The 18,626-nt window shown below is 58.9% G+C and carries 23 protein-coding genes; 18 read left to right on the top strand and 5 right to left on the bottom strand.

All coding sequences use genetic code 11. The features are described 5' to 3' along the window. Positions 1–95: 95 nt before the first annotated feature. On the top strand, positions 96–713 hold the full coding sequence (bamJ, locus tag ACEN8Z_RS27800) for a BamJ family beta-barrel-assembly machinery protein (protein WP_108231230.1): 618 nt from the start codon (positions 96–98) through the stop codon (positions 711–713). 147 nt (positions 714–860) lie between these two features. Here bamJ and ACEN8Z_RS27795 read toward each other — a convergent pair whose 3' ends face one another. From ACEN8Z_RS27795 to ACEN8Z_RS27785, 3 genes are all read right to left on the bottom strand, one after another. After that, positions 861–1,118 (bottom strand): PA4570 family protein, encoded by a 258-nt coding sequence (locus ACEN8Z_RS27795; RefSeq protein WP_495596295.1) that lies wholly within the window; start codon positions 1,116–1,118, stop codon positions 861–863. Positions 1,119–1,319: 201 nt separating this feature from the next. Beyond that, entirely contained in the window at positions 1,320–1,661 is a 342-nt protein-coding gene (locus ACEN8Z_RS27790) for a zinc ribbon domain-containing protein YjdM (RefSeq protein WP_008028840.1), read from the bottom strand. Positions 1,662–1,853: 192 nt separating this feature from the next. Next, positions 1,854–2,822 (bottom strand): polyprenyl synthetase family protein, encoded by a 969-nt coding sequence (locus ACEN8Z_RS27785; protein WP_495596294.1) that lies wholly within the window; start codon positions 2,820–2,822, stop codon positions 1,854–1,856. 240 nt (positions 2,823–3,062) lie between these two features. Between ACEN8Z_RS27785 and rplU the strand changes: the two genes are divergently transcribed. The 5 genes from rplU (at position 3,063) to ACEN8Z_RS27760 (ending at position 6,822) form a co-directional block, all read left to right on the top strand. Next, a complete protein-coding gene (gene rplU / locus ACEN8Z_RS27780; protein ID WP_003176051.1) occupies positions 3,063–3,377 on the top strand; it encodes a 50S ribosomal protein L21 in 315 nt (104 codons plus the stop codon). Positions 3,378–3,412: 35 nt separating this feature from the next. Then, positions 3,413–3,670, top strand: a complete 258-nt coding sequence (rpmA, locus tag ACEN8Z_RS27775) for a 50S ribosomal protein L27 (protein ID WP_003281574.1) — start codon at positions 3,413–3,415, stop codon at positions 3,668–3,670. A 195-nt stretch (positions 3,671–3,865) separates the two neighbouring features. After that, positions 3,866–5,089 (top strand): Obg family GTPase CgtA, encoded by a 1,224-nt coding sequence (gene cgtA / locus ACEN8Z_RS27770; RefSeq protein WP_007970919.1) that lies wholly within the window; start codon positions 3,866–3,868, stop codon positions 5,087–5,089. A gap of 137 nt (positions 5,090–5,226) precedes the next feature. Further along, positions 5,227–6,345 (top strand): glutamate 5-kinase, encoded by a 1,119-nt coding sequence (gene proB, locus ACEN8Z_RS27765; protein WP_033052220.1) that lies wholly within the window; start codon positions 5,227–5,229, stop codon positions 6,343–6,345. 12 nt (positions 6,346–6,357) lie between these two features. Continuing rightward, positions 6,358–6,822: a CreA family protein gene (locus tag ACEN8Z_RS27760; RefSeq protein WP_108231236.1), complete on the top strand. Its 465-nt coding sequence runs from the start codon at positions 6,358–6,360 to the stop codon at positions 6,820–6,822. Between the two features lie 182 nt (positions 6,823–7,004). Here ACEN8Z_RS27760 and rpsT read toward each other — a convergent pair whose 3' ends face one another. Beyond that, positions 7,005–7,283 (bottom strand): 30S ribosomal protein S20, encoded by a 279-nt coding sequence (gene rpsT, locus ACEN8Z_RS27755; RefSeq protein ID WP_007970922.1) that lies wholly within the window; start codon positions 7,281–7,283, stop codon positions 7,005–7,007. Positions 7,284–7,535: 252 nt separating this feature from the next. Between rpsT and murJ the strand changes: the two genes are divergently transcribed. From murJ to ispH, 6 genes are all read left to right on the top strand, one after another. Further along, positions 7,536–9,074: a murein biosynthesis integral membrane protein MurJ gene (gene murJ, locus ACEN8Z_RS27750; protein ID WP_495596293.1), complete on the top strand. Its 1,539-nt coding sequence runs from the start codon at positions 7,536–7,538 to the stop codon at positions 9,072–9,074. Positions 9,075–9,204: 130 nt separating this feature from the next. Further along, on the top strand, positions 9,205–10,143 hold the full coding sequence (gene ribF / locus ACEN8Z_RS27745; RefSeq protein WP_007996427.1) for a bifunctional riboflavin kinase/FAD synthetase: 939 nt from the start codon (positions 9,205–9,207) through the stop codon (positions 10,141–10,143). A gap of 13 nt (positions 10,144–10,156) precedes the next feature. Further along, positions 10,157–12,988, top strand: coding sequence for an isoleucine--tRNA ligase (ileS, locus tag ACEN8Z_RS27740; RefSeq protein ID WP_495596292.1), 2,832 nt, complete (start codon positions 10,157–10,159; stop codon positions 12,986–12,988). Continuing rightward, positions 12,981–13,493 carry a signal peptidase II gene (gene lspA, locus ACEN8Z_RS27735; RefSeq protein WP_495596291.1) on the top strand — a complete coding sequence of 171 codons (513 nt, stop codon included), beginning with the start codon at positions 12,981–12,983 and terminating at the stop codon, positions 13,491–13,493. Before ileS ends, lspA begins: the two co-directional genes overlap by 8 nt. After that, positions 13,486–13,938, top strand: coding sequence for an FKBP-type peptidyl-prolyl cis-trans isomerase (fkpB, locus tag ACEN8Z_RS27730; protein WP_116264059.1), 453 nt, complete (start codon positions 13,486–13,488; stop codon positions 13,936–13,938). Before lspA ends, fkpB begins: the two co-directional genes overlap by 8 nt. 168 nt (positions 13,939–14,106) lie before the next feature. After that, a complete protein-coding gene (gene ispH / locus ACEN8Z_RS27725; protein ID WP_007996419.1) occupies positions 14,107–15,054 on the top strand; it encodes a 4-hydroxy-3-methylbut-2-enyl diphosphate reductase in 948 nt (315 codons plus the stop codon). Here ispH and ACEN8Z_RS27720 read toward each other — a convergent pair. After that, positions 15,023–15,562, bottom strand: a complete 540-nt coding sequence (locus ACEN8Z_RS27720; protein ID WP_495596290.1) for a GspH/FimT family pseudopilin — start codon at positions 15,560–15,562, stop codon at positions 15,023–15,025. The genes ispH and ACEN8Z_RS27720 overlap by 32 nt on opposite strands. Positions 15,563–15,686: 124 nt before the next feature. Here ACEN8Z_RS27720 and ACEN8Z_RS27715 point away from each other — a divergent pair, with 124 nt between their 5' ends. From ACEN8Z_RS27715 to ACEN8Z_RS27690, 6 genes are read left to right on the top strand one after another with little or no spacing between them, the layout of a single operon-like run. Next, positions 15,687–16,160 carry a GspH/FimT family pseudopilin gene (locus ACEN8Z_RS27715; protein ID WP_495596289.1) on the top strand — a complete coding sequence of 158 codons (474 nt, stop codon included), beginning with the start codon at positions 15,687–15,689 and terminating at the stop codon, positions 16,158–16,160. Continuing rightward, entirely contained in the window at positions 16,157–16,606 is a 450-nt protein-coding gene (gene pilV, locus ACEN8Z_RS27710; protein WP_495596288.1) for a type IV pilus modification protein PilV, read from the top strand. The genes ACEN8Z_RS27715 and pilV overlap by 4 nt, the downstream gene beginning before the upstream one ends. After that, positions 16,603–17,310, top strand: coding sequence for a PilW family protein (locus ACEN8Z_RS27705; protein ID WP_495596287.1), 708 nt, complete (start codon positions 16,603–16,605; stop codon positions 17,308–17,310). The genes pilV and ACEN8Z_RS27705 overlap by 4 nt, the downstream gene beginning before the upstream one ends. A gap of 25 nt (positions 17,311–17,335) precedes the next feature. Beyond that, entirely contained in the window at positions 17,336–17,800 is a 465-nt protein-coding gene (locus ACEN8Z_RS27700; protein ID WP_495598203.1) for a pilus assembly PilX family protein, read from the top strand. Further along, complete coding sequence (locus tag ACEN8Z_RS27695) at positions 17,787–18,200, top strand: hypothetical protein (RefSeq protein WP_495596286.1); 414 nt, start codon at positions 17,787–17,789, stop codon at positions 18,198–18,200. The genes ACEN8Z_RS27700 and ACEN8Z_RS27695 overlap by 14 nt, the downstream gene beginning before the upstream one ends. A 14-nt stretch (positions 18,201–18,214) precedes the next feature. After that, positions 18,215–18,616: a type IV pilin protein gene (locus ACEN8Z_RS27690; protein ID WP_116264051.1), complete on the top strand. Its 402-nt coding sequence runs from the start codon at positions 18,215–18,217 to the stop codon at positions 18,614–18,616. The last annotated feature ends 10 nt before the right edge of the window (positions 18,617–18,626 follow it).

The following is an 18,626-nucleotide window of genomic DNA, read 5'->3' as shown; positions in this document are numbered from 1 at the left end:
GTGCTAGTCTGCTGGCCCTTTTGGTTCCGGGCGCTCCGGGACGCGCTGTGCACGCATGGCAAGTTCCCGAGCCGTCCGCACAGCGGAGCAGTGTCATGTCCGAAGTAAATCTGTCCACCGACGAAACCCGCGTCAGCTACGGTATTGGCCGTCAGCTGGGCGATCAACTGCGCGACAACCCGCCACCAGGCGTAAGCCTGGACGCGATCCTGGCAGGTCTGACCGACGCGTTCGCCAGCAAGCCAAGCCGTGTGGGTCAGGAAGAAATGTCCGCCAGCTTCAAAGTCATCCGCGAAATCATGCAGGCCGAAGCTGCAGCCAAGGCTGAAGCGGCCGCTGGCGAAGGCCTGGCTTTCCTGGCTGAAAACGCCAAGCGTGAAGGCATCACCACTCTGGCTTCCGGCCTGCAGTTCGAAGTTCTGACCGCTGGCGAAGGCGCCAAGCCATCCCGTGAAGACACCGTGCGTACTCACTATCACGGCACCCTGATCGACGGCACTGTGTTCGACAGCTCCTACGAGCGCGGCCAGCCTGCGGAATTCCCGGTTGGCGGCGTGATCGCCGGCTGGACCGAAGCCCTGCAACTGATGAACGCCGGCAGCAAATGGCGCCTGTACGTGCCGAGCGAACTGGCTTACGGCGCTCAAGGCGTTGGCGGCATCCCGCCGCACAGCGTACTGGTGTTCGACGTCGAACTGCTCGACGTTCTGTAAGACCTGGCCCGATATAACGTCGGGCTGATGTGGGAGCGACGGTGCGGCGATCCGACTTGCTCGCGATGGCGGTGTGTCAGTCAATGTATCTGTGATGGAACATCCGCTATCGCGAGCAAGCTCGCTCCCACAGTTTTTTACGGTGATTCATATTTCGATCTTGTGGTGCCGTTCACTGTGCGGGCGCAATGCCCGGGCATAGCAGAACAGAAACAGATTGCGCACCAGTTCCTTGAGCACCACCGGCTCGCTGGAACTCAGGCTGCTGACGTCCAGGTCACCCTGATCCTGCAGTTCGTTCAAGGCTTCCTCCTCAAGCACGGCACAGACTTCCCCGGTTTCCCGATGCAGGATCCTGAGGTAAGGGTGTGGTCGGTCCAGCCAGGCATCGATCAAATAAGTCATGGTTCTCATCTCCACTGAGGGTTTTATGAGAATAATTCTTATTCATCAAATAGCAAGGGCCTATTGGCGGTTTGCACTTTTTTCCAGGTAAAGATTGCGTCAAGTCAAAACGACTGGCGTTTGGCTATTGTGAGGAGTTACTAGGCGAAGCGGGGGGGGAGGCACCATCCCACGCCGGGCGCGGGATGGAATACAGCAGGTTCAGACTTTTCTGACGAACTCGGACTTGAGTTTCATCGGGCCGATGCCGTCGATCTTGCAATCGATGTCGTGATCGCCATCGCACAGGCGGATGTTCTTGACCTTGGTGCCTACCTTGACCACCAAAGACGTGCCCTTGACCTTGAGGTCCTTGATCACGGTGATGGTATCGCCGTCCTGCAGGACATTGCCGACCGAATCCTTTTTCACTGCGTCATCGGACGCCGCTTCGGCTTCACCGCTGGCGGACCATTCGTGGGCGCACTCGGGGCAGATCAGCTGGGCGCCATCTTCATAGGTGTATTCGGAATTGCATTTTGGGCAGGGTGGCAGCGTGCTCACTAAGGCTCCTTGGATTCAGGATCGCTAAAAAGCGCACATTATATAGGGTTTTAAGCAGGAGAGGGCGGAAGGTGCGATGTGTTACCTGTGGGAGCGAGCCTGCTCGCGATAGCGGTGTGTCAGTCAGCATCAAAGTCGACTGTCAGATCGCAATCGCGAGCAGGCTCGCTCCCACAGGGTTTTGCAGTGTTTTCAGTGTGTACGCGCGACCGCGAACTCGCTCAGTTCAACCAGTGCATCGCGGTATTCGCTGGCAGGCAGCACTTCGAGGCACTTGATCGCGCGGGTCACATAATTGCGGGCCAGTTGCGCGGTGTACTCCAGCGAACCCGAGGCCTCCACGGCTTCGCGGATGCTTTCCAGATCTTCGATTCCGCCTTTCTGGATCGCCTTGCGCACCAGGGCGGCCTGTTCCGGCGTACCTTCGCGCATGGTGTAGATCAGCGGCAGGGTCGGCTTGCCTTCGGCCAGATCGTCACCGACGTTCTTGCCCAGGGTTTCAGCGTCGCCTTTGTAGTCAAGGAGGTCGTCGACCAGTTGGAAGGCCACGCCCAGGTGATCACCGAATGTACGCAGGGCTTCGGCCTGTTCCGGCGTGGCTTCGCACAGGGCCGCAGCACTATGGGTCGAGGCTTCGAAGAGCATCGCGGTCTTGCCGCGGATGACTTCCATGTAGGTTTCTTCGGTGGTGCTGGCGTCACGCACCTTCGACAGCTGCAACACTTCGCCTTCGGCGATGATGCGCGTGGCCTGCGAAAGGATCTTCATCACTGGCATGGAGCCCAGCTCGACCATCATTTCGAAGGAGCGCGAATACAGGAAGTCACCGACCAGCACACTTGGCGCGTTGCCCCACATGGCGTTGGCGGTCGAGCGGCCACGGCGCATGCCGGACATGTCGACCACGTCGTCATGCAGCAGGGTGGCGGTGTGCAGGAACTCGATGGTTGCAGCCAGCAGGCGCAGTTCGTCGCCTTCGCGACCCAGGGCCTTGCCACACAGCAGTACTAATAAAGGACGCAGGCGTTTGCCGCCGGCCGAGGTGATGTAATCACCGATTTTCGATACAAGCGGCACGCGCGAAGTCAACTGCTTCTTGATGATGTCGTCGACGGCGCTAAAATCGTCCGCCACCGCGCGGTAGAAAGCTTGGGGTTGCATCAGCGACAGTCCGCTCCAGAAGGGTTGCGCGGCATGCTAGGACCCACGTCCGGGCCTGTCAAGGCGCGATGGACGGCCCCTTGCAAGGCGCTCGTGCCTTGCGTACAATCGCGCACCCTGAACTTCCTGGGCAGCACCTGCCTTACGCAATTGCAAACGGGCCTCCAGCCCCATGCAGCCATGCCAGCCAATACCTCTTCTTATAAAGAGCTGGGTGAGCAGGATTATCGGAGAAATACCATGTCTTATGCAGTAATCGTTACTGGCGGCAAGCAGTACAAAGTCGCCCCAGGTGAATACCTGAAGATCGAAAAACTGGAAATCGCTACCGGCGAATCCGTTACCTTTGATCGCGTTCTGTTGGTTGCCAACGGTGACGACGTGAATATCGGCGCTCCAGTTGTTGCTGGCGCTACCGTTGTGGCTGAAGTGATCTCCCAAGGTCGTCACGATAAAGTCCGCATCATCAAGTTCCGTCGTCGTAAGCACCACATGAAGCGTATGGGCCACCGCCAGTGGTACACCGAGATCAAAATCACCGGTATTCAGGCTTAATTTCAGCCTAATTCCTCACTAGGAGAATTGAACTCATGGCACACAAAAAAGCTGGTGGTAGTACCCGTAACGGTCGCGACTCAGAAGCCAAACGCCTTGGCGTGAAGATGTATGGCGGCCAGGCTATCAAAGCAGGCAACATCATCGTGCGTCAGCGCGGCACCCAATTCCACGCTGGCTACGGCGTTGGCATGGGTAAAGATCACACCCTCTTCGCTAAAGTCGAAGGCGTGATCAAGTTCGAAGTAAAAGGCGCCTTCGGTCGTCGTTACGTGAGCGTAGTCGCGGCTTAATTGCGCGATCGCTGGAAAAGCCCTGTCTCGCGACGGGGCTTTTTCGTTTGTGGGGTGAGTCTCTTGCAAAGCTGTTTGCATGGGCTGTCGGCGTACGATGCAGGTGTCGTGGTTTGGGGTCGCTGCGCTCATTTTTGCAAGAGTCTTATGTCTTGATTGTTTTTCGGCTCGTCCGTATGGCGAGAGGCGTTTGTTATGAAGTTTGTTGATGAAGTATCGATTCGAGTAAAGGCTGGTGACGGCGGCAATGGCTGCATGAGTTTCCGTCGCGAAAAATTCATCGAAAACGGTGGTCCTAACGGCGGTGATGGTGGTGATGGCGGTTCCATCTACATGATGGCCGACGAAAACCTCAATACCCTGGTGGACTACCGTTACACCCGGCACTTCGATGCCGAGCGTGGCTCCAACGGCGGTAGCACCGACTGCACCGGCAAGAAGGGGGAGGATCTGATCCTGCGTGTGCCGGTTGGTACCACGGTGATCGACTCCGCCACTCAGGAAGTGATCGGCGACCTGACCAAGGCTGGTCAGAAACTGCTGGTTGCACACGGTGGCTGGCACGGCCTGGGCAACACTCGTTTCAAATCCAGTACCAACCGTGCGCCACGCCAGACTACGCCAGGCAAGCCGGGCGAGCAGCGTGACCTGAAACTGGAAATGAAAGTGCTCGCGGACGTGGGGCTGCTGGGCTTGCCGAACGCCGGTAAGAGCACCTTTATTCGTTCGGTGTCGGCCGCCAAGCCGAAAGTTGCCGACTATCCGTTCACTACGCTGGTGCCGAACCTGGGTGTGGTTAGCGTCGATCGCTGGAAAAGCTTCGTGGTTGCGGATATTCCGGGCTTGATCGAAGGCGCTTCCGATGGTGCGGGTCTGGGTATTCGCTTCCTCAAGCACTTGTCGCGTACTCGCCTGCTGCTGCATCTCGTCGACATGGCGCCGCTGGATGAAACCAGTGCCCCGGACGCTGCAGAAGTCATCGTTAGTGAGCTGACCAAGTTCAGTCCGTCTCTGGCGGAGCGCGATCGCTGGCTGATCCTGAACAAGTGCGACCAGATCCTTGATGAGGAGCATGATGCTCGCGTCAAGGAAATCGTCGATCGCCTGGAATGGACGGGTCCGGTTTACGTGATCTCGGCGATTGCCAAGCAGAACACCGAGCGCCTGTGCCACGACATCATGCGTTACCTGGAAGATCGTGCCGATCGCCTGGCCAACGACCCGGCCTACAAGGAAGAGCTGGCTGAGCTCGATCAGCGCATCGAAGACGAAGCTCGTGCCCAGTTGCAGGCGCTGGACGACCAGCGTGCCCTGCGTCGCAGTGGCGTGAAGTCGGTCCACGACATCGGCGACGATGATTGGGATGAAGAAGATGTGGATGATGAAGACGGTCCGGAAATCATTTACGTGCGTGACTGATTCGTTGCGATAAACTTAAGCGCCGCTCAATCGAGCGGCGTTTTGGTATCTGGAAATCGATTGTTGGTCACGAATAACCACGAATAACGTCACGGGCAGTGCTAGGTCGCGCTGCCCTCAAGCTAAGGTTGAAGATGATGCGGAGCAAGGTGACAGGTGCGCAGCGTTGGGTCGTGAAGATCGGCAGCGCTTTGCTGACGGCGGACGGCAAAGGCCTGGATCGCGCGGCAATGGGTGTCTGGGTTGAGCAGATGGTGGCCTTGCATGAGGCGGGTGTCGAGTTGGTGCTGGTGTCCTCCGGGGCGGTAGCGGCCGGCATGAGCCGTTTGGGCTGGACCTCGCGACCCAGTGCTATGCACGAGCTTCAGGCCGCTGCTGCAATCGGCCAGATGGGGCTGGTGCAGGCCTGGGAGTCGAGCTTTGCCGAGCATGGCCGGCATACCGCGCAGATTCTCCTGACCCACGACGACCTGTCCGACCGCAAGCGCTACCTGAATGCCCGCAGTACCCTGCGTGCGCTGGTCGAGCTGAAGGTTATCCCGGTGATCAACGAGAACGACACCGTGGTCACCGACGAAATCCGTTTTGGCGACAACGACACCCTGGCAGCGCTGGTGGCGAACCTGGTCGAGGCGGACTTGCTGGTGATCCTCACGGATCGCGATGGCATGTTCGACGCCGATCCGCGCAACAATCCGGATGCCCAGCTGATTTACGAGGCGCGTGCCGATGATCCGGCGCTCGACGCGGTGGCGGGCGGTACGGGCGGAGCGCTGGGGCGTGGTGGTATGCAGACCAAGCTGCGTGCTGCGCGTCTGGCGGCTCGTTCTGGGGCTCATACCATCATCGTTGGTGGACGTCTTGAGCGTGTGCTGGATCGCCTCAAGGCGGGCGAACGCATCGGCACCTTGCTGTCGCCGGAGCGCGGCATGCTGGCGGCACGCAAGCAGTGGCTGGCCGGTCATCTGCAAACCCGTGGCACCCTGGTGCTGGATGCGGGGGCGGTGACGGCGTTGTCCGAGGGTAACAAGAGCTTGCTGCCGGTTGGGGTGAAGCTGGTGCAGGGTAGCTTCCGTCGCGGTGAGATGGTGGTGTGCGTGGCGCCGGACGGTCGTGAGATTGCTCGGGGCCTGGCCAACTACAGTGCGCTGGAGGCGCAAAAAATCATCGGTCAGTCGTCTGAGGCGATTGTCGGTCTGTTGGGTTACATGGCGGAGCCGGAACTGGTTCACCGCGATAACCTGATTCTGGTTTGAAGGAATACCTGGATGCGCATGGCAAAAGGATTGTTGGGGCTGCTGTTGGCGCTGCCGCTGCTGGCTTCGGCCGAGGAGATCGGTCAGGTCTCGACGGTGTTCAAGTTCGTCGGGCCAAATGACCGGATCGTGGTCGAGGCTTTTGATGACCCCAAGGTCGAGGGTGTGACCTGCTATCTCTCGCGCGCCAAGACGGGTGGCGTGAAGGGTGGTCTTGGATTGGCTGAAGATCGTGCCGAGGCGTCTATCGCTTGCCGACAGGTCGGGCCTATCAGCTTCAAGGGCGAGCTCAAGGATGGCGACGAGGTGTTCAAAGAGCGCACATCGCTGGTGTTCAAGACCATGCAGGTGGTGCGCTTCCTCGACAAGAAGCGCAATACGCTGGTGTATCTGGTGTACAGCGATCGCTTGATCGAGGGCAGCCCGCAGAATGCGGTGACGGCGATTCCGATCTTGCCGTGGGCGCACGCCCAATAATTTGACGCAAAAACAAACTGTGGGAGCGAGCTTGCTCGCGATAGCGGATATCCAGCCAGCACAAGTGCTGAATGTTAATCCGTCATCGCGAGCAAGCTCGCTCCCACAGTTTTTTATGTGCCCATCAAATCGCAGGCAATAAAAAACCGACCCTGAGGTCGGTTTTTTAATGAACGAGTCGCTTAGGCAGCAGCGGCAACGTTCAGGGCCTTAACGTGGCCATTCAGGCGGCTCTTATGACGAGCGGCCTTGTTCTTGTGGATGATGCCTTTATCGGCCATACGGTCGATAACTGGCACAGCCAGAACGTAAGCGGCTTGAGCTTTGGCAGCGTCTTTTGCGTCGATGGCTTTAACTACATTCTTGATGTAGGTACGAACCATGGAACGCAGGCTGGCGTTGTGGCTGCGACGCTTCTCAGCCTGTTTTGCACGTTTTTTGGCGGAAGGTGAGTTGGCCACCGTCGAGCTCCTCGAAAGACTTTTTAGGAAATAGCAAACAAAATAGGCCGCGAATCATGCCGATGAGTTGAAGTCTTGTCAAGGGCGCTTGAAACGTTCCGCTAAGTGGTAGGCGTGGTGCGACGGGATATTTCTTTCCGGCGTGTGACCTGTAAACTCGCGAGCTTTGGCTCTGTGCTGTTGCGGCGCGGAGTATCGCACAAGTAGGCGCGTAGTTCGCCTGCTGTTTATCGACAGGCACAAACTCTTTCCATGAATCTGCTCAAATCGTTGGCCGCCGTCAGCTCTATTACAATGCTTTCCCGGATTCTGGGGTTTGTTCGTGACACCCTCATTGCGCGCGCATTCGGCGCGGGAATGGCGACCGACGCCTTCTTTATCGCCTTCAAATTGCCCAATCTGCTGCGGCGGATCTTTGCCGAGGGGGCGTTTTCCCAGGCGTTCGTGCCGATTCTTGCCGAATATAAAAGCCAGAAGGGTGAAGAGGCGACCCGAACCTTCATTGCCTACGTTTCGGGCCTGCTGACGCTGGTGCTGGCGCTGGTCACGGTGTTGGGCATGATCGCCGCGCCGTGGGTCATCTGGGTGACAGCACCGGGTTTTACCAATACCCCGGAAAAGTTCGAACTGACATCAAGCCTTTTGCGGGTGACCTTTCCCTACATCCTGCTGATTTCCCTGTCGTCGTTGGCCGGCGCGATCCTCAACACCTGGAACCGCTTTTCGGTGCCAGCCTTTGTGCCGACCTTGCTCAACGTCAGCATGATCATCTTTTCGGTGTTTTTGACGCCGTACTTCGACCCGCCGGTGATGGCGCTCGGCTGGGCGGTTCTGGCGGGCGGCCTGGCGCAATTGCTCTATCAGCTGCCGCACCTGAAAAAGATCGGCATGCTGGTGCTGCCGCGCCTGAACCTGCGCGACACCGGCGTCTGGCGCGTCATGAAGCAAATGCTGCCGGCCATTCTCGGGGTATCGGTGAGTCAGATTTCGCTGATCATCAACACTATTTTTGCCTCGTTCCTGGTCGCCGGTTCAGTATCCTGGATGTATTACGCCGATCGTTTGATGGAGCTGCCATCCGGCGTGCTGGGCGTGGCGCTGGGGACGATTCTGCTGCCGACCCTGGCCAAGACCTATGCCAACAAGGATCGTCACGAGTATTCGCGCATCCTCGACTGGGGCCTGCGCCTGTGCTTCGTCTTGGTGCTGCCTTGCTCCCTGGCATTGGGGATTCTGGCGGAGCCGCTGACGGTTTCACTGTTCCAGTACGGGCAGTTCAATGCGTTTGATGCATCGATGACTCAGCGTGCCCTGATCGCTTATTCGGTCGGTTTGCTCGGAATTATTGTGATCAAAGTGCTGGCCCCTGGCTTTTATGCGCAACAAAACATCCGTACACCGGTAAAAATTGCGATTTTCACCCTGGTAGTCACCCAGCTGTTCAACTTGATGCTGATCGGGCCGCTGGCTCACGCGGGCCTGGCCCTGGCGATCAGTGCCGGCGCCTGCCTCAATGCCGGGTTGTTGTTCTATCAGCTGCGCAGACAGCAGATGTACCAGCCGCAACCGGGCTGGGCAAAGTTCGGTTTCAAGTTGCTGGTCGCGGTGGCCGTGATGTCCGCGGTACTGTTGGGTGTGATGCACTTCATGCCAGCCTGGGACCAGGGGTACATGCTCGAGCGCTTCTTGCGACTGGGGGCGTTGGTGGCAGCGGGTGTGGTGGCTTATTTCGGCATGTTAGTGTTGATGGGGTTCCGTTTGCGCGACTTCAATCGCAAGGCGCTGGAATAGAGGTTCTGGCCTCGATAAACACGGGCGAGCCGGCGGTTTTGTCGGCTCGATCACTTTGGGTTGCGGTGTTGCCTGTCGTCGGCCGCCGGGTGTGGTTATAATCGACCACTTTATGAGCAAGAAGCGCGTTATGCAGCTGGTTCGAGGCCTCCACAATCTGCGCCCTCAGCATCGGGGCTGTGTCGCCACTATTGGCAACTTTGACGGTGTACACCGTGGCCACCAGGCTATCCTGGCGCGGCTGCGTGAGCGCGCGCTCGAGTTGGGCGTGCCCAGCTGCGTGGTGATTTTCGAGCCGCAACCGCGAGAGTTCTTCGCTCCGGAGACCGCACCGGCCCGTCTGGCCCGCTTGCGGGACAAGCTGCAGCTGCTGGCGGCAGAAGGCGTCGATCGTGTGCTGTGCCTGGCGTTCAACCAGCGCCTGAGCAAGCTCAGCGCCAGCGAGTTCGTCGATACCATTCTGGTGGATGGCCTTGGCGTCCAGCACCTGGAGGTCGGGGATGATTTCCGTTTCGGCTGTGACCGCGCGGGAGATTTCGATTTCCTGCAACAAGCCGGAATCGTTCAGGGCTTTACCGTCGAGGCGGCGCAAACCGTTGAACTGGACGGTATTCGCGTCAGCAGCACTCAGGTCCGCAATGCCCTGGCCGCAGCTGATTTTGCCTTGGCCGAGCGATTGCTAGGTCGGCCGTTCCAGATTACCGGGCGGGTGCTGCACGGCCAGAAGCTGGCTCGCCAGTTGGGTACGCCCACGGCCAACATACAACTCAAGCGCCGTCGCGTTCCGCTTTCCGGGGTTTACCTGGTCAACGTCGACATCGACGGCAAGACTTGGCCAGGCGTCGCCAACATCGGCGTGCGGCCAACGGTACAAGGTGATGGCAAGGCCCACCTCGAAATACATCTTTTAGATTTTGCCGGCGATCTGTATGACCGGCGTTTAACGGTGGTTTTCCACCACAAGCTGCGTGAAGAGCAGCGTTTCGCCTCTCTGGAGGCGCTGAAAACGGCGATCAATGCGGATGTCGCCACCGCCCGTGCACTAGCCGCACCTAGCGCCCATCGCTAATGAAGAGCCTTAAATGACCGACTATAAAGCCACGCTAAACCTTCCGGACACCGCCTTCCCAATGAAGGCCGGCCTGCCACAGCGCGAACCGCAAATCCTGCAGCGCTGGGACAGTATTGGCCTGTACGGAAAGTTGCGCGAGATTGGCAAGGATCGTCCGAAGTTCGTCCTGCACGACGGCCCTCCGTACGCCAACGGCTCGATTCACATCGGTCATGCGCTGAACAAGATTCTCAAGGACATGATCATCCGTTCGAAGACCCTGTCGGGTTTCGACGCGCCTTATGTTCCGGGCTGGGACTGCCACGGCCTGCCGATCGAGCACAAAGTCGAAGTGACCCACGGCAAGAACCTGGGCGCGGACAAGACCCGCGAACTGTGCCGGGCCTACGCCACCGAGCAGATCGAAGGCCAGAAGTCCGAGTTCATCCGTCTGGGCGTGCTGGGCGACTTCGCCAACCCGTACAAAACCATGGATTTCAAGAACGAGGCCGGTGAAATCCGTGCCCTCGCCGAAATCGTCAAGGGCGGTTTCGTGTTCAAGGGCTTGAAGCCTGTGAACTGGTGCTTCGATTGCGGTTCGGCCCTGGCTGAAGCGGAAGTCGAGTACGAAAACAAAAAGTCCTCGACCATCGACGTGGCCTTCCCGATTGCCGACGAAGCCAGGCTGGCTGCTGCATTCGGTCTGCCAACCCTGGGCAAACCGGCTTCGATCGTGATCTGGACCACCACCCCGTGGACCATCCCGGCCAACCAAGCGCTCAACGTTCACCCGGAATTCAACTACGCCTTGGTCGACGTCGGCGACAAGCTGCTGGTGTTGGCTGAAGAGCTGGTCGAGTCGTGCCTGGCGCGCTACTCGCTGGAAGGTTCGGTCATCGCGACCACCACCGGTAAAGCGCTGGAACTGATCAACTTCCGTCACCCGTTCTACGACCGTCTGTCGCCGGTTTACCTGGCCGACTACGTTGAACTGGGCGCCGGCACCGGCGTGGTTCACTCTTCGCCAGCCTACGGCGTGGACGACTTCGTGACCTGCAAGAAGTACGGCATGGTCAACGACGACATCCTCAACCCGGTACAAAGCAACGGCGTTTACGTGCCGTCGCTGGAATTCTTCGGCGGCCAGTTCATCTGGAAGGCCAACCCGGCCATCGTCGACAAGCTGACCGAAGTCGGTGCGCTGCTGAACACCACCATCATCGAACACAGCTACATGCACTGCTGGCGCCACAAGACCCCGCTGATCTACCGCGCCACCGCGCAGTGGTTCATCGGCATGGACAAGCAGCCGACCACCGGCGACACCCTGCGCCAGCGTTCGCTCAAGGCCATCGAAGAGACCCGGTTCGTTCCAGCCTGGGGCCAGGCGCGCCTGCACTCGATGATCGCCAACCGTCCGGACTGGTGCATTTCCCGTCAGCGTAACTGGGGCGTGCCGATCCCGTTCTTCCTGAACAAGGAAAGCGGCGAGCTGCACCCACGTACCGTGGAGCTGATGGAGGAAGTCGCCAAGCGCGTCGAAGTCGAAGGCATCGAGGCCTGGTTCAAGCTGGACGCCGCCGAGCTGCTGGGCGATGAAGCGCCGCAGTACGACAAGATCAGCGACACCCTGGATGTCTGGTTCGACTCGGGCACCACGCACTGGCACGTTCTGCGCGGTTCGCACCCGATGGGCCACGAAACCGGTCCACGCGCCGACCTGTACCTGGAAGGCTCGGACCAACACCGTGGCTGGTTCCACTCGTCGCTGCTGACCGGTTGCGCCATCGACAACCACGCACCCTATCGCGAGCTGCTGACCCACGGCTTCACTGTCGATGAGTCCGGCCGCAAGATGTCCAAGTCTTTGGGCAACGTGATTGCGCCACAGAAAGTCAACGACACCCTGGGTGCCGACATCATGCGTCTGTGGGTCGCTTCGACTGACTATTCGGGCGAAATGGCGGTTTCCGAGCAGATCCTGCAGCGCAGTGCGGACGCCTACCGGCGTATCCGTAACACCGCGCGCTTCCTGCTTTCGAACCTGACCGGCTTCAACCCGTCCACCGACCTGCTGCCGGCCGAAGAAATGCTGGCACTTGACCGCTGGGCCGTGGACCGTACCCTGCTGCTGCAACGCGAGTTGCAAGATCACTACGGCGAATACCGCTTCTGGAACGTGTACTCGAAGATCCACAACTTCTGCGTGCAGGAGCTGGGCGGCTTCTACCTCGACATCATCAAGGACCGCCAGTACACCACTGGCGCCGACAGCAAGGCCCGCCGTTCGTGCCAGACAGCGCTGTTCCACATCTCCGAGGCGCTGGTGCGCTGGATCGCGCCGATCCTGGCGTTCACCGCCGACGAACTGTGGCAGTACCTGCCGGGCGAGCGTAACGAGTCCGTCATGCTCAATACCTGGTACGAAGGCCTGAGCGAACTGCCGGAAGGCTTCGAGCTGGGGCGCGCCTACTGGGACCGCATCATGGAAGTGAAGGTTGCGGTCAACAAAGAGATGGAAATCCAGCGCGCAGCCAAGGCTGTCGGTGGCAACCTGCAAGCCGAAGTGACGCTGTTCGCCGAAGACTCGCTGACTGCTGACCTGGCCAAGCTGAGCAACGAACTGCGTTTCGTGCTGATCACCTCAACTGCCAGCGTTGCACCGTTTGTGAAGGCACCAGAGGACGCGGTCGTTACTGAAGTCAGCGGCCTGAAGCTGAAGATCGTCAAGTCGGCCCACGCCAAATGCGCCCGTTGCTGGCACTGCCGTGAAGACGTCGGCGTGAACCCGGAACATCCGGAAATCTGCGGTCGTTGCGTGGATAACATCAGCGGCGCTGGCGAGGTTCGTCACTATGCCTAATGCTGTTGGCCGTTTCGGACGGCTGAGCTGGCTCTGGTTGAGTTTGCTGGTTCTGGTCATCGACCAGGCCAGCAAGCTCTACTTCGAAGGCAAGCTCCAGATGTACCAGCAGATCGTGATCATCCCCGATTACTTCAGCTGGACCCTGGCCTACAACACTGGCGCGGCCTTCAGCTTTCTGGCTGACAGCTCCGGCTGGCAGCGCTGGCTGTTCGCATTGATCGCTGTCGTGGTCAGTGCGGTGCTGGTGGTTTGGCTCAAGCGTCTGGGGCGCAACGAGACCTGGCTGGCGGTTGCGCTGGCACTGGTGCTCGGCGGGGCGCTGGGCAATCTGTATGACCGCATTGCCTTGGGCCATGTGATCGATTTCATTCTGGTGCATTGGCAGAACCGCTGGTATTTCCCGGCGTTCAACTTTGCCGACAGTGCAATCACTGTAGGCGCTGTCATGCTGGCACTGGATATGTTCAAAAGTAAAAAGACCGGAGAAGCCGTTCATGACTGAACAGGTATTGGTTGAGCAACGCATCGGCCAGAACACGGAAGTCACCTTGCATTTCGCATTGCGCCTGGAGAACGGCGACACGGTGGACAGCACCTTCGACAAATCCCCGGCGACTTTCAAGGTCGGTGACGGCAACCTGTTGCCAGGTTTCGAAGCGGCCCTGTTCGGTTTCAAGGCCGGTGACAAGCGTACGCTGAGCATCGAGCCGGAAAACGCCTTCGGCCAGCCTAACCCGCAAAACGTGCAGGTTATCCCGCGTTCGCAGTTCCAGGACATGGAGCTGTCGCAAGGTTTGCTGGTGATCTTCAACGATGCGGCCAATACTGAATTGCCGGGTGTGGTTAAAGAGTTCGACGATGCGCAAGTGACCGTCGACTTCAACCACCCGCTGGCAGGCAAGACACTGACCTTTGACGTGGAAATCATTTCCGTCAAAGCGCTGTAAGGCATCATGGGGCAGCTACTGTTGCCACCTGACCCTGTGGGAGCGAGCTTGCTCGCGATGAGTGCCTGACATTCAATATTGATATTGACTGACACTCCGCCATCGCGAGCAAGCTCGCTCCCACAGTTTGTTTTTCATTGTTTTCGCGCGCAAGACACGAGGCACAGCATGCAAATCAAACTCGCCAATCCCCGTGGCTTCTGCGCCGGTGTGGACCGGGCGATCGAAATCGTCAACCGCGCCCTGGAAGTCTTTGGGCCGCCGATCTACGTGCGCCATGAAGTGGTTCACAATAAATTTGTCGTCGAAGACCTGCGCTCCCGTGGTGCGATCTTCGTCGAAGAGCTGGACCAGGTGCCGGACGACGTCATCGTGATCTTCAGCGCCCACGGTGTTTCCCAGGCTGTGCGCAGCGAAGCGTCTGGCCGTGGGCTCAAAGTGTTCGATGCCACGTGCCCACTGGTGACCAAAGTCCACATCGAAGTGGCGCGCTACAGTCGTGACGGCCGTGAGTGCATTCTCATCGGCCACGCCGGTCACCCGGAAGTCGAGGGCACCATGGGCCAGTACGATGCCAGCAATGGCGGCGCGATCTACCTGGTTGAAGACGAGAAAGATGTCGCGGCCTTGCAGGTGAACAACCCTGAAACGCTCGCCTTCGTGACCCAGACCACATTGTCGATGGACGATACCAGCCGCGTTATCGACGCTCTGCGTTCGCGCTTCCCGGCCATCGGTGGGCCGCGCAAGGACGACATTTGCTACGCCACGCAAAACCGTCAGGACGCGGTCAAGCAACTGGCCGACGAGTGCGACGTGGTGCTGGTGGTCGGCAGTCCGAACAGCTCCAACTCCAATCGCTTGCGCGAATTGGCAGAGCGCATGTCCACTCCGGCCTACCTGATCGACGGTGCCGAAGACCTGCAAAAGAGCTGGTTCGATGGCGTCGAGCGTATCGGCATCACCGCCGGCGCATCCGCCCCGGAAGTCCTGGTGCGCGGCGTGATCCAGCAGTTGCAGGCCTGGGGTGCCACCGGTGCCGATGAACTGGCCGGTCGCGAGGAGAACATCACGTTCTCGATGCCTAAAGAACTGCGCGTTCGCTCGTTGACCTGAGGTTTCTCCTTTTTTCGCATAACGGATGCTCAGCCTTGTCGCTACGCAGGCTGACGCGACCGGTCCGGGCCAACACCACTTGATGTTGGCTTACCGGTTCGCGAACAGCGCAAACGTGTAGCGTCCCTCCAATCAGTGACTCGCCCTGACCTCTGAACCGTATATAGCTTCCGACCGGTCCGTTCCCCACTATCGACACTCGTGCGCCGCTCTGGCGTTCGGCCAGCAGCGGATTGTTGCTGTCCATGTCCCCCTTGCCGCTGATATCCAGAATGATTCGCCAGCCCTGGCTCCAGTCTCCATTGATGCCGTGAATCACCACGGCCTGGTTGCGGACGATAGCTTCGGTCCGGGCGGTGCGAATACCACTGAAAAGAGCCTGTGCCGCTTGCTGTCTTTGGTTCGACTCGATCAGCGTTGCGAACGCCGGAGTAACCAGATGCAGAACAATTCCTGTAATTGCCAGTCCCATGAGCAGTTCGATCAGGCTGAAGCCTTGTTGCCGCATGACATTTCCCTCCGTGGCGTGCTGTGGCTCGCGCAATCCGTGCGCGAGAAATGGCAACGCACAGCATCGTTCGAACGTTGTGCTGCGCAACAGCAGGTATAGCCGAAGGAAACAGAAGGACCCGATGGAGCTTCGTACAAAAGGTTTCACACTGATCGAGTTGCTGGTCGCGCTCGCGATTCTTCTGATCCTGCTGACTATGGCCGTCCCGGCGTTTACTCGCTCGACGCAAACAACCAGGGCTGATACCGAAATCGCTGACCTGCGACGCGCCCTGAATTTTGCCCGGCTCGAAGCCATCGATCGGGGCAATGCAACACGGGTGCGCCCGACGGCCGGAGGGGATGTCTGGAGTGGGGAACTGACGATTTACGACGGTACTGGCGCTTTGGCCAATGTATTACGGGTTGTTCCGGCGATGAGCAGCGGCACAACTCTGGCGCTAACCTCAGGCGTCACTGCCATCGATTTCAACAGTATGGGCGGATTGTCATCACCGTCCTCGGAGGTGGTGATCAGCTATGGGCGGGGAGCACAAAGCAGGACGCTGACCGTATGTTTGAACGGACGAATTCTATTGGGTGGAAGTTGCGGATGAGGGCATGGAGGCAAGGCACGCAGGAGGGCATGACGCTGGTCGAAGTCCTGGTGGCGTTAGTCATTTTGGGAGTGGGGCTGCTGGGCGCAGCGGCGTTTCAGCTCAATGCGCTGAAGTATACGGACAGCGCGCGCATGACCAGTCAGGCCAGTTTTATCGCTTACGACATGATGGACCGCATTCGCGCCAATGCCGCTGCGGACTACACCATTGCACCTCCGGCTTCGGGCAATCCGGACGTTACCCGGGATCAGGACCTGTTTGACTTCAACGCCAACATTGTCAGTTCACTCGGCGCATCCGCGACAGGTAGCGTCACCGTCAATCAGCAGGTGTACACCATCACGATTACCTGGGACGACTCACGGGCTGCGAATGCTGCCGATTCGCGGCGCAGCTTCGTCCTGAGCAGTCGCGCGGCCATTGATCCGGTGGTGATCCCGTGAGTCGCTGCAGCAGAGGTTTTAGCCTGGTCGAGTTGCTGATCGCCCTGGCATTGAGCCTGATCGTGGTGCTGGGCGTGGTGCAGGTTTTCATCGCGGCCAAGAACACTTATCTCAGCCAGAACGCGGCCGCGAACATGCAGGAGGACGCACGTTTCGTGTTGAGCAAAATGATTCAGGAAGTTCGCATGGTCGGGATGTTCGGTTGCCTGGAAACGATCACCGATTCAAGTAAGAAAGGTGATTTCCATGCCAGTCAGTTAACGCCGATTCGTTGGGACAGCGGCGGCCGCAAGTTGACGCTGGTTACGGCGGATGTCGGCGGCAATGGCGACAAACCGGACTGGACCGTGCTTTCCGATTGTCGAGACAATTCGACGGCCTACAGCGAAGGCCGGACGCCAGCGGCAGGGCAGCAGGCATTTCCGATCCGGCGTCTGACTTACAGCTTCAGCAACAACGAATTGCTCATGAAGGGCGGGGCCGCAGCATCTCAGGTATTGGTGGATAACGTCAGCGCTTTCGACGTGAGCTTCGGCTTGGCCAGCACGGCCACTGATCTGGCTGCATCCCGCTACAGCAGCAACCCGCCGGACCCCGCGCTGATTCGTAGCGTTCGCCTGAGTCTGACCCTCTTCGATCCGAACCACCGGGTGAGCGATCAAACCTTCAACGTGGTTGCCGCTCTGCGCAACCGCTTGCCATGAGGGAGTGCCATTGAATCGTTCTTTCATGACGTATTACACCCAGCGCGGCATGGCATTGCTCGTCAGTCTGGTGTTCTTGCTCCTGCTGACACTGATTGGCCTTTCATCGATGCAGAGCGCGACCCTGCAGGAAAAAATGGCCGGTAGCGTCGCCCTGCGCAACCAGTCGTTTCAGAGCGCCGAGGCAGCATTGCGGGTGGGCGAGAGTGGAGTACAACGGGAAAATTATGCGCTACCTGTTTGTAGCGGCCTCGTTCAATGTGCACCACCGTCCGAGTCCTCGACTATTACCGCAGCCGGTTTCAACGCCACTTCCGGAGTGACCTGGATCGCATCGGGCAACGGTTTTTATGGCGTGCAAAACATCGGTGTCAGCCGGAATGCGGTGAATGTGCCAATCAATACCCCGGCGACCTTGTATCGGGTAACGGCAGTCGGCATCGCGGGTCATTCGCGCAGTGTGGTGGAGAGTATCTATGCGAAGTACTGAGCGACCTGTCAGGTTATGGTCACACCTGTTCGGTGTCCTGGTCGCGCTTGACCTGTCGATGTCGGCGCACGCAGCCACGCCAGCGGATTCGCCAGCGCTGAACCGGCCAACCTGTCTGGCGAATGGCAACTGGTACGGTTTTTACCACAGTAATCAGGGATTGAAAGCCGTCTGCCTGAAGCTGCCCGATACGATCAGCGTTAAGATGCTCGACAGCAACAACGATGGAGTGGTCGACAACAGCGATGCGCTCTCCGATGGCGTGATCTTTATCGGAGAGCATTCAAACCAGGACGCCGGCGACAATGGCGGGGCCGTGAACGATTCCACTGGCGACGATACGCCGGGGATGGAAAAATCCGGCGGCAGCCGTCGCATCATGTGGCGACAAATACAGTAAGTGAGAGTTGAGGCATGCGTAGTTCCAACCGCGGTTTTACCCTGATCGAAATCATGATCGTGATTGCGATCATCGGGATTGTCATGACCATTGCTGCCCCGAGTCTCACCGAATACCTGAACAAGGGCCGTCGCGCAGAAGTAGCCGGTCTGCTCTCGGAGCAGGCGCAACTACTGGAGCGCTTCTACTCTCAGAAAAATGTCTACACCGATGCGACGGGGCTCAGTGCTGGCAATGATTACTACAGCATCACACCGACCCTGACCGACCAGACCTTTCTGCTGACGGCGGTGCGCAAGGCTGACTCGAGCATGGCCACTGACAAGTGCGGTGATCTGACCATCACCAACACTGGTGTGCTCGGTATGGTCAACGCGAAATCCGGCCTGACTAGCAAAGACTGCTGGGGGCGCTGAGTTTCTTTTC

It is taken from the genome of Pseudomonas sp. Pseusp10 (assembly GCF_059492225.1).
Note: the sequence above shows the minus strand (reverse complement) of the source record. Positions and strands in the feature narration are given on the sequence as shown.